The sequence below is a fragment of the uncultured Pseudacidovorax sp. genome (assembly GCF_913773995.1).
Classification (GTDB): Bacteria; Pseudomonadota; Gammaproteobacteria; order Burkholderiales; family Burkholderiaceae_C; genus Xenophilus.
In genome coordinates this window covers 21,925-35,037 of sequence record NZ_CAJYES010000181.1, presented here as the reverse complement: position 1 = coordinate 35,037, position 13,113 = coordinate 21,925, and the positions used below count along the sequence as shown (strand labels likewise).

14 protein-coding genes are annotated in these 13,113 nt (G+C 69.6%); 4 read left to right on the top strand and 10 right to left on the bottom strand.

Features of this window, described 5'->3' with window-relative positions:
• The 3 genes from QZ772_RS16545 to QZ772_RS16535 all read right to left on the bottom strand — a co-directional run.
• A partial coding sequence (locus QZ772_RS16545) for an aspartate/glutamate racemase family protein (RefSeq protein ID WP_295528520.1) occupies positions 1–264 on the bottom strand: 264 nt, incomplete at its 3' end.
• Complete coding sequence (locus tag QZ772_RS16540; RefSeq protein ID WP_295528517.1) at positions 261–1,184, bottom strand: polysaccharide deacetylase family protein; 924 nt, start codon at positions 1,182–1,184, stop codon at positions 261–263. The genes QZ772_RS16540 and QZ772_RS16545, both read right to left, overlap by 4 nt.
• A complete protein-coding gene (locus QZ772_RS16535; protein WP_295528514.1) occupies positions 1,181–2,689 on the bottom strand; it encodes an amidohydrolase family protein in 1,509 nt (502 codons plus the stop codon). The genes QZ772_RS16540 and QZ772_RS16535 overlap by 4 nt, the downstream gene beginning before the upstream one ends.
• A gap of 69 nt (positions 2,690–2,758) precedes the next feature.
• On the opposite strand from QZ772_RS16535, the gene QZ772_RS16530 reads away from it, so the two are divergent.
• Entirely contained in the window at positions 2,759–3,235 is a 477-nt protein-coding gene (locus QZ772_RS16530; protein ID WP_295528510.1) for a nucleoside deaminase, read from the top strand.
• 59 nt (positions 3,236–3,294) lie between these two features.
• On the opposite strand, the gene QZ772_RS16525 is transcribed toward QZ772_RS16530, so the two are convergent.
• From QZ772_RS16525 to QZ772_RS16515, 3 genes are read right to left on the bottom strand one after another with little or no spacing between them, the layout of a single operon-like run.
• Complete coding sequence (locus tag QZ772_RS16525) at positions 3,295–4,170, bottom strand: ABC transporter permease (protein ID WP_295528507.1); 876 nt, start codon at positions 4,168–4,170, stop codon at positions 3,295–3,297.
• Positions 4,163–5,020 (bottom strand): ABC transporter permease, encoded by an 858-nt coding sequence (locus QZ772_RS16520; RefSeq protein ID WP_295528504.1) that lies wholly within the window; start codon positions 5,018–5,020, stop codon positions 4,163–4,165. The genes QZ772_RS16525 and QZ772_RS16520 overlap by 8 nt, the downstream gene beginning before the upstream one ends.
• A gap of 5 nt (positions 5,021–5,025) precedes the next feature.
• Positions 5,026–6,117, bottom strand: coding sequence for an ABC transporter ATP-binding protein (locus QZ772_RS16515; protein ID WP_295528501.1), 1,092 nt, complete (start codon positions 6,115–6,117; stop codon positions 5,026–5,028).
• A 280-nt stretch (positions 6,118–6,397) separates the two neighbouring features.
• On the opposite strand from QZ772_RS16515, the gene QZ772_RS16510 reads away from it, so the two are divergent.
• The 3 genes from QZ772_RS16510 (at position 6,398) to QZ772_RS16500 (ending at position 9,023) form a co-directional block, all read left to right on the top strand.
• Positions 6,398–7,453: an ABC transporter substrate-binding protein gene (locus QZ772_RS16510; protein ID WP_017761256.1), complete on the top strand. Its 1,056-nt coding sequence runs from the start codon at positions 6,398–6,400 to the stop codon at positions 7,451–7,453.
• Between the two features lie 74 nt (positions 7,454–7,527).
• Positions 7,528–8,229 (top strand): aspartate/glutamate racemase family protein, encoded by a 702-nt coding sequence (locus tag QZ772_RS16505; protein WP_295528533.1) that lies wholly within the window; start codon positions 7,528–7,530, stop codon positions 8,227–8,229.
• A 71-nt stretch (positions 8,230–8,300) separates the two neighbouring features.
• Entirely contained in the window at positions 8,301–9,023 is a 723-nt protein-coding gene (locus tag QZ772_RS16500) for a GntR family transcriptional regulator (protein ID WP_295528497.1), read from the top strand.
• Between the two features lie 299 nt (positions 9,024–9,322).
• Here the strand turns inward: QZ772_RS16500 and QZ772_RS16495 are convergent, their stop codons facing one another.
• The 4 genes from QZ772_RS16495 to QZ772_RS16480 form a co-directional block, all read right to left on the bottom strand.
• The gene (locus QZ772_RS16495; RefSeq protein WP_295528494.1) at positions 9,323–10,195 is read right to left on the bottom strand and encodes a TIGR00730 family Rossman fold protein; all 873 of its coding nucleotides are present in this window, start codon (positions 10,193–10,195) and stop codon (positions 9,323–9,325) included.
• Positions 10,196–10,320: 125 nt separating this feature from the next.
• Positions 10,321–10,875, bottom strand: a complete 555-nt coding sequence (gene efp / locus QZ772_RS16490; protein ID WP_043117915.1) for an elongation factor P — start codon at positions 10,873–10,875, stop codon at positions 10,321–10,323.
• A 166-nt stretch (positions 10,876–11,041) separates the two neighbouring features.
• Positions 11,042–12,115, bottom strand: coding sequence for an elongation factor P maturation arginine rhamnosyltransferase EarP (earP, locus tag QZ772_RS16485; protein ID WP_295528490.1), 1,074 nt, complete (start codon positions 12,113–12,115; stop codon positions 11,042–11,044).
• On the bottom strand, positions 12,112–13,005 hold the full coding sequence (locus QZ772_RS16480) for a LysR family transcriptional regulator (RefSeq protein ID WP_295528488.1): 894 nt from the start codon (positions 13,003–13,005) through the stop codon (positions 12,112–12,114). The genes earP and QZ772_RS16480 overlap by 4 nt, the downstream gene beginning before the upstream one ends.
• Positions 13,006–13,113: the final 108 nt, after the last annotated feature.

The window sequence follows — 13,113 nt, the reverse complement described above, 5'->3', positions numbered from 1 at the left end:
GAAGAGCTCGCGGCAGGCCCAAAGCGCACTGTCGAGCGAGACGCCGAGCACGATGGCGTCCACCTCCGCCGCATGCTGGGCAGCCAGCTCCAGCACCTCCTGCTGGGCCAGCGCGTTCTCGGCGCGCGAGGCGATGATGGCCGGGCCTTGCCGGCCGGTGACGGCCAGCAGTTCGGTATCCGGCCGTGCAGCGCTGCGGGCGGCAGCCAGCACCGCGTCGGTCACGGCCTGGGTGCGGTTGGGGTTGATCAGCAGAAGTCTCATGCGGGTTCCTGTGCTGCAGGCGGCGGCACCTCGGCCAACCAGTGGCGGGCGATCTGTTCGCGTGTGGCCAACCACACGCCGGAGGCGCCGCGGATGTGGTCGACCAGCTTCTTCAGTCCGCCGATGCGCCCGGGACGGCCGATGATGCGGGTGTGCAGGCCGATGGACATCATGCGCGGTGCCGCCTGCGATTCGGCCCGCAGCCATTCGAAGGCGTCAATGGCGTAGCGTGCGAAGTCCTCGCCGGCCACGAAGGCATGGCTGTCGAAGAAGCGCATGTCGTTGGTGTCGAAGGCATAGGGCAGCACCAGGTGCGCCTTGCCGGCCACCTCGAGGTAGTAGGGCAGGTCGTCGTTGTAGGCATCGCTGTCGTAGAGGAAGCCGCCGTGCTCGACCAGCAGCCGGCGCGTGCTCACCGAGGGCGACGACTTGGTGTGCCAGCCCACCGGCGCGCGGCCCGTCAGGCGGGTGATGGTCGCCACCGTGCGGGCGATGCGCTCGCGCTCCTCGTCCTCGGCCAGGTGGGCATGCGACTCCCAGCGCCAGCCGTGGCAGCACAGCTCGAAGCCGCGGCGCACGGCGTCTTCCGCGATCCAGGGCGTGGCCTCCAGCGCGCGGGCGCAGCAGTTGAGCGTGAGCGGCACGCCCGCCTCGGCCAGCAGCCGCACGATGCGCCGGTAGCCCACGCGGCTGCCGTATTCGAAGTGGCTTTCCATGCACAGGTCGGGCACGCCGCGGATCTCGTTGTTGACCTCGTGGCAGCCCTCGTTGCGCTCGTCGCCGGACGACAGGGCGAACTCCGCGCCTTCCTCGATGTTGAGCACGAAAGAGACGGCCAGGCCGGCACCGCCGGGCCAGCGTAGGGCGGGCGCCTCATCGCCGTAGCCGGCAAAGTCGCGGGGAGGCAGTGACGGGATCATGGCAGGCGTGCGGCGAAGGTATCGGGCGCGATGGGCGTTGCCAGCCCTTCGTGGTGGATGCGTTCCATGGCCGCCAGCACCGGCGCCATGTCGGCCTCGGCGCGGGCGTACTGCGGCATCAATTCGGCGAACTCGTGCTGGATCTCGGCCAGCAGTGCGGCCTCGTCCACGCGCATCAGCCGACCGTTCTGGATGGCGATCTCGCCGTCCACCATCGAGAAGTCCAGTCCCGCGCCGCGCTCGGCATAGACCAGTTGGCGCACCGGGTCGCTCATCGGCGTGAAGGTGACGGTGTCGGTGCGGTAGGCGACCAGGTCGGCCATGGCGCCCACGCGCAGGCTGCCCAGGCGGTCGCCGAAGCCCAGGGCGCGCGCGCCGGCCACGGTGCCGGCATGCAGCGCCTCCTGCGCACTGAGCCAGCGGGCGTGGTCGTCGCCGCGGATCTTCGACAGGGCCGCCGCGCTGCCCAGCACGTTGAGCATGTTCACGGTGACCGTGGAGCAGGAGCCGTCCGAGCCCAGGCTCACGTTCACGCCCGCGTCCAGCAGTTCGCGCACCGGCTGGATGCCCGAGCCCAGCAGCAGGTTGCTCCAGGGATTGTGCTGGGCCGTGGCGCCGGTGCGGGCCAGCGCCTCGATCTCGCGCGGGTTGAGCCACACGGCATGGATCAGGCTGGTGGCCGGCTTGAGAAAGCCGATGCGGTCGAGGTATTCCACCATCGGACAGCCGTAGAACAGCTGGCCGGTGACAACCTGCAGCCGGGTCTCCTGCACGTGCGTGATGACCGGCAGCGCCAGCTCGTCGGCCAGGGCGCGCACCTGCATCAGGAAGGGTTCGGTGCAGCGCTGCGGCGCCGAGGCCGAGACCAGCACACCGACGCGCCGGCTGTGCGGATGGCGGCTCGCGGCCAGTTCGCGCACCAGGGCCAGGCAGTCCTGCGGATCGGGGCGCCGGCCGGCGCGCATCTCCTCCGCCAAGCCGGGCGGCATGTGCTGCGCCAGGAAGGGGAAGTTGTCGACGATGGGCTTGTCCATCATCGCGAAGCCCACCAGCGCGCGGATGCCGGCATCGTCGTAGGCCTGCAGGCAGGCCTCGATGCGCGGGCGGTCGATGGCGGCGCCCAGGGCCATGTCGTCCACCAGCGTGGTGCAGCCGGTGCGCAGCGACTCGATGGCGCCGATCATGGTGCGCAGGTAGGCCTGGCGGGGCGTGAGCGGCACCGGCATGCGGGTGCGCACCAGGTGCATCCAGAGTTCCAGCGGCAGGTTCTCGGTGCGGCCGCGCTGGAAGTGCTCGTGTGAATGCTGGTGGCCGTTGACCAGGCCGGGCACCAGCAGGTGCCGCGACAGGTCGACCACGCGGTCGGCACCGCCCAGCGTGCCGGCCGGCTCGATGGCGGCGATGCGGCCATCCTCGACCAGCACATCCAGCGGGCGCGGTTCATGCTGATGCTGCTCGCCCAGCAAGGCCTGGGCGCCGCGCAGCAGGGTTCGCTTCTTGCTCATGCGTGCATGTCTCCATCAAGGGAAAGGGGAGTAATGAAAATGCCTGCAGTCACCATGCCGAGTTCGCCAATGACCCAGGAAGCAGCCGATGTCCACTGGATGCGCGCCGCCCTGGCGGAGGCGCTGGACGCCCATGTCCGGGGCGACTGGCCGACCGGTGCCGTGCTGATCAAGCAGGGGCGCGTGCTGGCCTATGGGCAGAACCGCCAGAACACGCGCGGCGACCCCACGGCGCATGCCGAGACCGACGCGCTGCAGTCGGCCTTCCGCGCGCACGGCCCGCAGGCGGCGCAGGGCGCCACGCTCTACTGCACGATGGAGCCGTGCCCCATGTGCGCGGGCGCGCTGCGCATCGCCGGCGTGCAGACACTGGTGCTGGCCTTGCGCCATGCACGGCTGCGGCGCGTGGACCTGGGCGACTACAGCATCGAGCGCTTCTGCCATCTCACCGACTACCCGCTGGAACTGCGCGACGGCGTGCTGGAAGACGACTACCTCGCCCTGCGCCTGCGCTGGGGCGGTGACCGGGTGGCACCGGCACCCTGATCGATGCCGCGCACCGCGCGCCGATGGGAGGGTGGCCCTGATTCGCGCGTGAGTGCCGCTCATCGCATGTGCCGCGAGATGCCGGCCACGCGCTCCATCACCACCATCAGCACGATGGTCGCGGCGATCAGCACGCCCGACACCGCCGCGGCGCGCACATCCAGGCTCGACTCGATGATGTGCCACATGCGGATCGGCAGCACCTCGCTGCGCGCATCCGACAGGAAGAGCGAGACCGCCACGTTGTCGAAGGAATACATGAAGCCGATGAAGGCGCCCGCCGCCACGCCGGGCGCGATCAGCGGCAGCGTCACGGTGCGGAAGGCGAACACGCCCGAGGCACCGAGCGAATGCGCGCTCTCCAGCAGCGCGCCGTCCAGTTGTGCCAGGCTGGCTGTGGTGGTGCGCAGGATGTAGGGCGCGGTGATGGCCACGTGGCCGAGCACCAGCGTCGTGAACGACAGCCCCGTGCCCGCCAGGTTGAACAGCATCAGCAGCGACAGACCGATGGCCAGCGCCGGCAGCATCAGCGGCGACAGGAACAGCGCCTCGGCCGCGCGCGCCCAGGCCTCGCGCCGGCGGGCGAGCGCCAGCGCCGCTGCCACCGCCAGCACGATGGAGATGGCCGTCGCCGTGGCCGCCAGCTCCAGCGACAGCACGAAGGCCTCGATCAGCTCGGGCGACTGGTCCCACAGCGCCTCGTACCAGCGCGTGGAATAGCCCGGCGGCGGGAACTTGAGCGAATAGCCGCTGGTGAAGGAGGTGATGACCACGATCACCGTCGGCGCCAGCAGCAGCACCGCCGCCATCAGGCCCAGCAGTCCGAACACCAGCGTGAAGGACAGACGCTCGGCGCGCCCACGCAGGTTGGCGCGGGCCGCGGGCGCCGATGCAGCGGCAGACACCGGTGTGCCCGAAACGAAGGCCTCAGCCATGGACAAACCCCTTGCTGCGCCGGCCCAGCGCGTTGATGACGGCCACCACCCCCAGCACGCACACCAGCAGCAGCATGGCGACGGCGGCGGCGAAGGGATAGTTGTTGGCCTGGATGGCCTGCTGGTACATGTAGAAGGGCATGAACATCTGCTGCCCGCCGCCCACCAGCGTCTGCGTGACGAAGGCGCTGACGCTGCTGGCAAAGACCAGCAGGCTGCCCGCCAGCAGGCCCGGCATGGCCAGCGGCAGCGTCACCTGCCAGAAGGTGCGCCAGTGGCCCGCACCCAGTGCCAGCGAGGCCTGGCGCAGGTTGCCGTCGATGTTGGCCAGCGCGGTGATCAGCGGCAGCACCATCAGCGGCAGCTCGATCTGCGCCAGCGCCACCGTCACGGCGCCAGGCGTGTAGAGCAGCTTCAGCGGATCGGCGATGAGCCCCAGGTCGAGCAGCACCGTGTTGACGATGCCCTGGCGCCCCAGGATCACCACCCAGGCGAAGGTGCGCACCACCGAGCTGGTGAGCAGCGGCAGCAGCACCAGCAGCAGCAACACGCCCTGCCAGCGCGGCGGCGCCTGGGTGTAGAGGTAGGCGAGCGGAAAGCCCACCACCGCCGCGAGCAGCGTGACCTTGAGCCCCAGCCAGAGCGTGCTGCCCAGGATGCCCAGGTTGAAGCCGTCGCCGAGGAACTTGATGTACTGGCCGACGCCGAACTGCGTCATGGCCGTGTCGTTGTGCAGGCTCACCCAGGCCAGCAGCAGCATGGGCGCCAGCACGAAGACGGCGAAGAACAGGCCCAGCGGCAGGCCCAGGGCCAGCGGCGGCGTGAGGCGGGGATTGGCAGCGGCAGCCATGGTGCTCACCCGGCGAAGACGCTGGCGGGCGAGCCCTGGCGCAGCCGCAGGCCCACCGCCTGGCCGGCCTCGAAGCGCGGCTGCTCGGCGGTGCGCGGCTGCGTCACCTTGGCGGTGGTGCCGCCGGGCAGGCGCAGCTCGTAGACCAGCGAGGGCCCGAGGGGCAGCACCATCTCGACGGTGGCGGGCAGGGCGTCGGCGGCCGGCTCGCCCAGTGCCAGGTGCTCGGGCCGGGCGGCCAGCACCACGGCGCCCACGCGGGAGCAGGGCTGCGCTTCGGCCAGCGGCAGCCGGCCGCCGCCCTCGCAGTCGACTGCGAAGCCGGCCTCGCCCTCGCGCGCCAGCCGCCCCGTCAGCAGGTTGGCCGTGCCGATGAAGGTGGCGACGAAGAGCGAGGCGGGCCGGTCGTAGATGGCCTCGGGCGTGTCGAACTGCTCCACGCGGCCGGCATGCATGACGGCGATGCGGTCGGCCATGGACATGGCTTCTTCCTGGTCGTGCGTCACCAGGATCGTGGTGATGCCCAGCTCGCGCTGGATGCGGCGGATCTCGATCTGCATGTCCAGCCGCAGGTTCTTGTCCAGGGCGGCGAAGGGTTCGTCCAGCAGCAGCACGCGCGGCTGCACGGCCAGCGTGCGGGCCAGGGCCACGCGCTGCTGCTGGCCGCCCGAGAGCTCGCGCGGATGGCGCTGGGCGAAGCGCGACATCTGCACCATCTCCAGCATGCGTTCGGCCGTGGCGCGGGCCTCGGCCGACGACACGCCGCGGGCCCGAAGGCCGTAGGCGACGTTGGCCAGCACCGTCATGTGGGGGAAGAGGGCGTAGTTCTGGAACACGATGCCCGCGCCGCGTTCGTTGGTCGGCAGCGCGTCGACCACCTCGCCGCCGATGCGCACCTGACCGCCGCTCTGGCGCATCAGGCCGGCCACGATGCGCAGCAGCGTGGTCTTGCCGCAGCCGCTGGGGCCCAGCAGCGCCACCAGCTCGCCGGGGCGGATCTGCAGCGAGACCGATTCGACCGCCACCGAGCCCGCGTAACGGTGATGGATCTGGTCCAGCTCGACGGCGGCGGCTGCGGCGGCGGGAGAAGAAGGCATGCGCGAAAGTCCTTGTGTGGCGGCGACGGGCCGCAGCCGTCTTGTTCAAGATCCATGCCAATGGCCGAAGCACAAAACACCGATGGATTGGATACAAAATCAAGATTGACTGTGCACGGATTGGTGCGCCGCTGACCAAGTTGGCGCAGATCGCCGCCCGAAATGGGGCCGCGGACATTGGATACGCCGGACTTGGGAAGTGAGCCGCCATGGCACGGAGCTTGCGCAGGCCAGCCGTATCCGGCCGAGGTGGCCGGCTCCGACTGAAAGGAAAAGATCCATGAGCCTGCTTCTGTCCCGGCGCCGTCTTCTGCAGGGTGCCGCCGGCGCCGGCGCCGTCCAACTCGCCGGGCATGCCGGCCTGGCCCTGGCACAGGGCAAGTCGATCTCGGCCACCACCTATCCGGGCGCCTGGGAGTCGGCGCACCGCAGCATCCTGCTGCCGGCTTTCACCAAGGCCACGGGCGCCTCGGTCAGCCTGGTGCCCTCGCTGGCGGTGGACACGGTGTCGAAGGTCGCCGCCTCCAAGGCCAACCCGCCCTACGACGTCATCATCCTGGACGAGGGCCCCTACCTCGCCGCGCTCTCGCAGGACATCTTCGAGAAGATTCCCGCCGACAAGATGCCCTACCTCAAGGACGTGCCGGCCAAGCTGGTCGACCCGCGCGGCCTGGGTGTGTTCGTGTCGGGCCAGATCATCGGCATCGCCTACAACACCGAGAAGATCAAGACGCCCCCGAAGTCCTGGAACGACCTGCTCAAGCCCGAGTTCAAGGGCCGCGTCGGCCTGGCCGGCATGGGCTCGACGCTGATGTCGGCCTGGATGGTCGAGATGGCGCGCCTGAATGGCGGCAGCGAGGAGAACATGGAGCCCGCCTTCCAGTTCGTGAAGAAGCTGCTGCCCAACGTGAGCGCCGTGGCCAGCAACCCAGGATCGCTGGCCACGCTGTTCCAGCAGGGCCAGATCGACATCTCGGTGCACTACAACAACAACGTGGGCGACCTGCAGGCCAAGGGCGTGCCGGTGGCGCTGGCCAAGCCGGACACGGGCTGGATCCACATCAAGAGCGTGATGCACATCGTCAAGAACACCAAGAACCCCGACCTGGCCGCCGCCTACATCAATGCCGCCCTCAGCCCCGAGGTGCAGACCAAGATGGCCGCCGAGCCCTACTTCGTGGCGCCGGTCAGCACCAAGGCCCAGTTCAGCCCCGGCCTGCAGGCTTACGCCAAGAACATGGCCGAGATCGAGCAGATGAACGGCGTCGACTGGGCCAAGCTCAACCCGCGCCGCGGCGAGTACATCGACCGCTTCAACCGCGAGATCAAGGTCTGAGCGCGGTGAGCGACATCGCTTCGTCGTCGACCCCGCAAGCGCCCGAGGCCGCGCCCCGGCGCGTGCTGCTGGGCATGCTCACGCCCTCGTCCAACACGGCACTGGAACCGATCACCTCGGCCATGGTGGCCGGCCTGCCCGAGGTGTCGGCGCATTTCGCGCGCTTCCGGGTCACCGAGATCTCGCTCTCCGACCAGGCCCTGGGCCAGTTCGACGAGGCGCCGATCCTGGAGGCCGCGCGCCTGCTGGCCGATGCGCGGGTGGACGTGATCGCCTGGAACGGCACGTCCTCGGGCTGGCTGGGCTTCGAGCGCGACGAGGCGCTGTGTGCGCGCATCACGGCCGAAACCGGCATTCCCGCCTGCACCTCGGTGCTGGCGCTCAACGAGGCCATGCGTTTGGCCGGGCGCACGCGCTTCGGTCTGCTCTCGCCCTACCTGGCCGAGGTGCAGCAGCGCATCGTGGCCAACTACGGCGCGAGCGGCTTCGACTGCGTGGCCGAGCAGCACCTGGGGCTGTCGGTCAACTTTGCCTTCTCCGAGGTCACGCCGGACCAGATCGAGGCCATGGCCCGCGCCGCCCTCGTCAGCGGCGACGTGCAGTGCCTGACGACCTTCTGCACCAACCTCCGCGCCGCCCACCTGGTGCCGCAGCTGGAGGCGGCGCTGGGCGTGCCGGTCTACGACACCGTGGCCACGGCCGTGTGGAAGTCGCTGCGCATCGCCGGTGTGGACACGCGCCGCGTGACGGGCTGGGGCAGCCTGTTCGCGCTGTGAAGTGCGCCTGTGACGGTGTGCGCCTCGGTGCGCGCCCTTGCATACACTCGCCGAACGCCCGATCCGACGCCATGCCCATCCCCACGCCCCGCCAAGCCCTGAAGGCCACCGGCAAGTCGGCCTCCAAGGCCGACATCTACCAGCGCATCTACGACGCCATCGTGGAGCACCGCCTCATGCCGGGCACCAAGCTGTCGGAGGAGCGGGTGGCCGAGCTGTTCTCGGTCAGCCGCACGCAGGTGCGGGGCGTGCTGCAGCGCCTGGCTGTGGAGCAGCTGGTGACGCTGATCCCCAACCGCGGGGCCTTCGTCACGACGCCCAGCGTGGACGAGGCGCACGACGTGCTGGAGGTGCGCCGCACGCTGGAGCCCGCCATCGTGCGCCGGGTGATGGACCGCATCGTCGCCGGCAAGGCGCCGCAGGCGGTCAAGCAGCTTCGGGCGCTGGTCAAGCGCGAGCAGCAGGCCCATGACAACGGCGACCGGCGCTCGGCGGTGCGGCTGTCGGGCGAGTTCCATGTGCTGCTGGCCGAGTTGTCGGGCAGCAGCCTGCTGACGCGGATGATGCGCGAGCTGACGCCGCTGACCTGCCTGGCCATCCTGACCTTCGAGGCGCCCACGGGCGCCGCCTGCCCCAACGACGAGCACACGCTGCTGATCGATGCCATCGAGGCTGGCCGCAGCGACGAGGCCCTGGCGCTGATGGCCGAGCACCTGCATCACATCGAGAAGTCGCTCAACCTGCATCAGGAGGAGGAGCCGGAGATCGATCTGGCGGAGGCGTTGCTGGGTTGAGATCGTCGCGCAGGCGTTTCATTGGCCCTTCTCGACGCGTGCGGCGCGCATGTTCTGGCCCGCACGAGTGGTCCGGCCGCTAACCCGGACGAGGACGCCGGCATGCGCGCTCCCGGTGCACGCTCGCGCTGACCGGCTTGCTGCACGAGACGGGTGCTCGCCCTCCACCGATGTGCCTGGGGCACTGCACGGCGCCGCGAATGGCACCTCCGCACGCATACCGGCATCCTTTGCCTCGACGTTGCGCCCGAGCGCTGCGCCCTTGCCCTGGTGGGTGTGCGGCCGGCAGCGCTCCTATTTCACAACTCGTAGAAGCGCTTGATCTCGGTCCACGCGTCTTCCGGCGTGTCGACGTACCGGAACAGGTCGATGTCCTCCGGCGAGATCACGCCTTCGTCCACCAGGAACTCGAAGTCGATCAGCCGCTTCCAGTACTCCGAACCGAACAGGACGATCGGTACCGGCTTGGCCTTGCGGGTCTGCACCAGCGTGACCACTTCGAACAGCTCGTCCAGCGTGCCGAAGCCGCCCGGAAAGGCCACCAGCGCCTTCGCCCGCATCATGAAGTGCATCTTGCGGATGGCGAAGTAGTGGAACTTGAAGCTCAGCGCGGGCGTGACGTAGATGTTGGCCGCCTCTTCCATCGGCAGCGCGATGGCCAGGCCGACCGACAGGCCGCCGCCCTCGTAGGCACCGCGGTTGGCGGCCTGCATGATGCCGGGGCCGCCACCGGTGCAGACGAAGAGCTTGTCTTCGGGCTCCTTGTCGTTGCTGTAGTGCGCGACCAGCTTGCCGAAGGCGCGGGCCTGCTCGTAGTAGTGGCTGCCGCGGGCCAGGCGCTTCCAGCGCGCGGCGGCCTTCTCGTCGCCGGCGGCTTCGGCCTGGGCGATCAGGGCGGTCATCTCTTCTTCGCTGCGGAAGCGCGCGCTGCCGAAGACGACCACCGTGTTCTCGATGCCGTGGGCGCGCATCTCGATGTCGGGCTTCATCAGCTCGAGCTGCATGCGCAGGCCGCGGGTTTCGCGGCGCAGCAGGAATTCAGGGTCGGCGAAGGCGAGGCGGGAGGGGTCCGGGTCCAGGGGCAGTCCGCGGTCGGAATGGGCCTGGAGGGTGGCCCAGGCGTCGGCCAGGCGCTTGTCGTGAAGGTCGTGCGTGCTGTCTTTGGGGCTCATTCGGCGCTGTGGAAAGTGGCCAGGGGATTCTGCTCGCTGCAATCCTCGGGCCAGCGGCCAAAGAAAAAGGCCCCGGATGGGGCCTCGTGCTGCAGGAGCGCTGCGGGAGTCTGCCCTCGGCAGACTCAGACGCGCTTGCGGTATTCGCCCGTGCGGGTGTCGATTTCGATCTTGTCGCCCTGGTTCACGAACAGGGGCACGGCCACTTCGAAGCCGGTCGACAGCTTGGCAGGCTTGAGCACCTTGCCGGAGGTGTCGCCCTTGACGGCGGGCTCGGTCCAGGTGATCTCGCGCTCGACGCTGGTGGGCAGTTCGACCGAGATGGCCTTGCCTTCGTAGAACACCACTTCGACCGGCATGCCGTCTTCGAGGTAGTTGAGGGCGTCGCCCATGTTCTCGGCTTCGACTTCGTACTGGTTGTATTCGCTGTCCATGCAGACGTACATGGGGTCGGCGAAGTAGGAGTAGGTGCACTCCTTCTTGTCCAGGACGATCTGGTCGATCTTGTCGTCGGCCTTGAAGACCACTTCGGTGTTGAAGTTGGCGATCAGGCTCTTCATCTTCATGCGCACGGTGGCGCTGTTGCGGCCGCCGCGGCTGTATTCGGTCTTGAGGACGACCATCGGGTCCTTGCCGTGCATGATGACGTTGCCGGCGCGGATTTCTTGAGCGATTTTCATAGGTGCTGGAGTTGAGGCCGCTCGGCGTGCCCCGGACCGTCACTGCCGCCCCAGAGGGTGGTCGTGGCGGCGGCAAAAGCAGGTTCCCGCGGCGGGTTGGCGGCTCCGTGGGGGCGCACCGGCTGGTGCACGCGCCGCGGCGGAGATTTCCGCAAAGCCCGCGATTTTAGCTTTTTTGCGCAATGAAACGGACGAGGCGGGTCAGCAAATCGTCCTGATCGAACAGCCGTGTGCGCGCCGCCCGCGCCATGCGCGCGGCATCGGCCAGCATCGCATCGTCGAAAGGCGCCAGGGCCGGCGCCCCGGGACGTCCGTTCCAGCCGGCGTGGAAGGCCCGCACGGAGGGGGGCGCCGCCATCGCGTCGAGCCAGGCGTCGAGCTTGTCGTGGTGCACGCCATCGTCCTGCGGATAGATGTGCCAGACCATCGGTTTGCCGGCCCACAGGGCGCGCACCAGCGAATCCTCGCCGCGCACGGCGTTGAAGTCGCCGGCCCACAGCATGTGGTCGAAGTCGGGTTGCGCGAGATGCGGCAACCATTGGATCTGCAAGGCGCCGCGGTCGGTAGGCAGCTGCGGCAGCACCGCGCGGACGGCTTCGGCCGTGCGGCCGGCAGCCACCAGCACGCGCGTCGGGCGGTCGGCCCTGCACAAGTCCGCCAGCCAGCCGGCCAGCGCTGGCGGCTCGTAGCAGAACAGGGTGGCAAGTCGCTCGCCCTGCCAGCCGACGCCTTGCGCGGCCAGCCAGGCGCTGCGGTCGAAGCGCGTTTGCCGCTGCACGAGGCCCGCCTCACGCAGCAGGCCGCCCGTGCGATCGCTGAAGCCGGGGTAGAAGAAGTACTTGGTACAGCCGCGGCCCGGTCCGCTCATCACGGGCGAAGGCAGGCCATGCAGGCCTTCGACGAAGTCCTCGGCCGACAGGTACTCGAGGTTGAGCCAGATGCCGCCGGGCCGGGCGGCGAAGCGGGCGACGAGTTCGAGGGCAGGGTCGCAGCCGAAGGCCTCGATCAGCACGTCGGGCACCGGGCCGGTGGCTGCCTCGCGTACGGCGGCAGGATCGGACCAGTCGATGAGCTGCACGCCCGGCTCGCCTTGCGGAGCCATCCAGGCCAGGGCACTGGCGTCATCCACCCATAGACGCACCGGCTCGGCGCGCTCCACGGCGATCTGCCGGGCAAGACGCCAGGTCACGCCGAGGTCGCCGTGGTTGTCGATCACCCGGCAGAAGATGTCCCAGTTCATGCCTGTGCCTCCGCGCGCAGGTGATCGACCAACAGTTGCGCCACGCTGGACAGCCCCTCGTCCGCCCGCACGCACAGCGCCAGCCGGCGTCGCGCCCAGGGCACGGTGAGGCCCACGATGCGCAGCGGCAGCGCGCCGCGGAAGAGGGCGGCACTGCCGCGGGGCAGCACGCCCACGCCCAAGCCTGCGGCCACCATCTGACACAGTGCGTCGTAGCTGCTGACCTGCATGCGCAGCCGCAGCGCCCGTCCGCGCTCGGCGGCGGCCCGGGTGAGCTGCTGGTTGATTGCGCTGCCCGGATGCATGCCGACGACGTCGTGGTCCAGCACGGCGCCGATGTCCACCTGGCGGCGTCGCGCCAGCGCATGGCCCTGCGGCACGGCCAGCACCAGCTCGTCCTCCCGGTAGGGCAGCAGGCGGACCGCATCGCCGTAGTCCCCTTCGTTCAGGATGCCCAGATCGGCCGCGTTCTCGGCCACGCTGCGCGCGACGGCGCTGCTGATCTGCTCCTGCAGCCGCACGTCCACCTGCGGATGCCGCGCGAGGAAGGTCTGCAACTCGCGCGGCAGAAACTGGGTGATGGCCGAGATGTTGGCCACCACCCGTACCTGGCCGCGCGTGCCGCGACCGTAGTCGCGCATCTGCTGGGCGATGCCTTCCATCTCGTTGATCAGCCCGCGCGCCAGGTCGCGCAGGGCAAAGGCGGCGGGCGTGGGCGCCATGCCCTTGTTGCTGCGGGCGAACAGTGGCACGCGCAGCACGTCTTCCAGCTCGGCCAGGCGGCGGCTCACGGCCGAGGGCGCGATGTGGTGCTGCGCGCCGGCGGCGGCGATGGTCCCGTGCTCCATCACGGCCACGAACACGCGCAGGGAGACGGGGTCCAGGTTCATGAGAGGGGCGATGCTACCTGCCATGCCGGATTGCGATGGTGGCCTCGCGCACCGGCGCTTTGCGGGCGGATGTTCAGCCGCGATGATCCGCACCCGATCGGCCCGCCG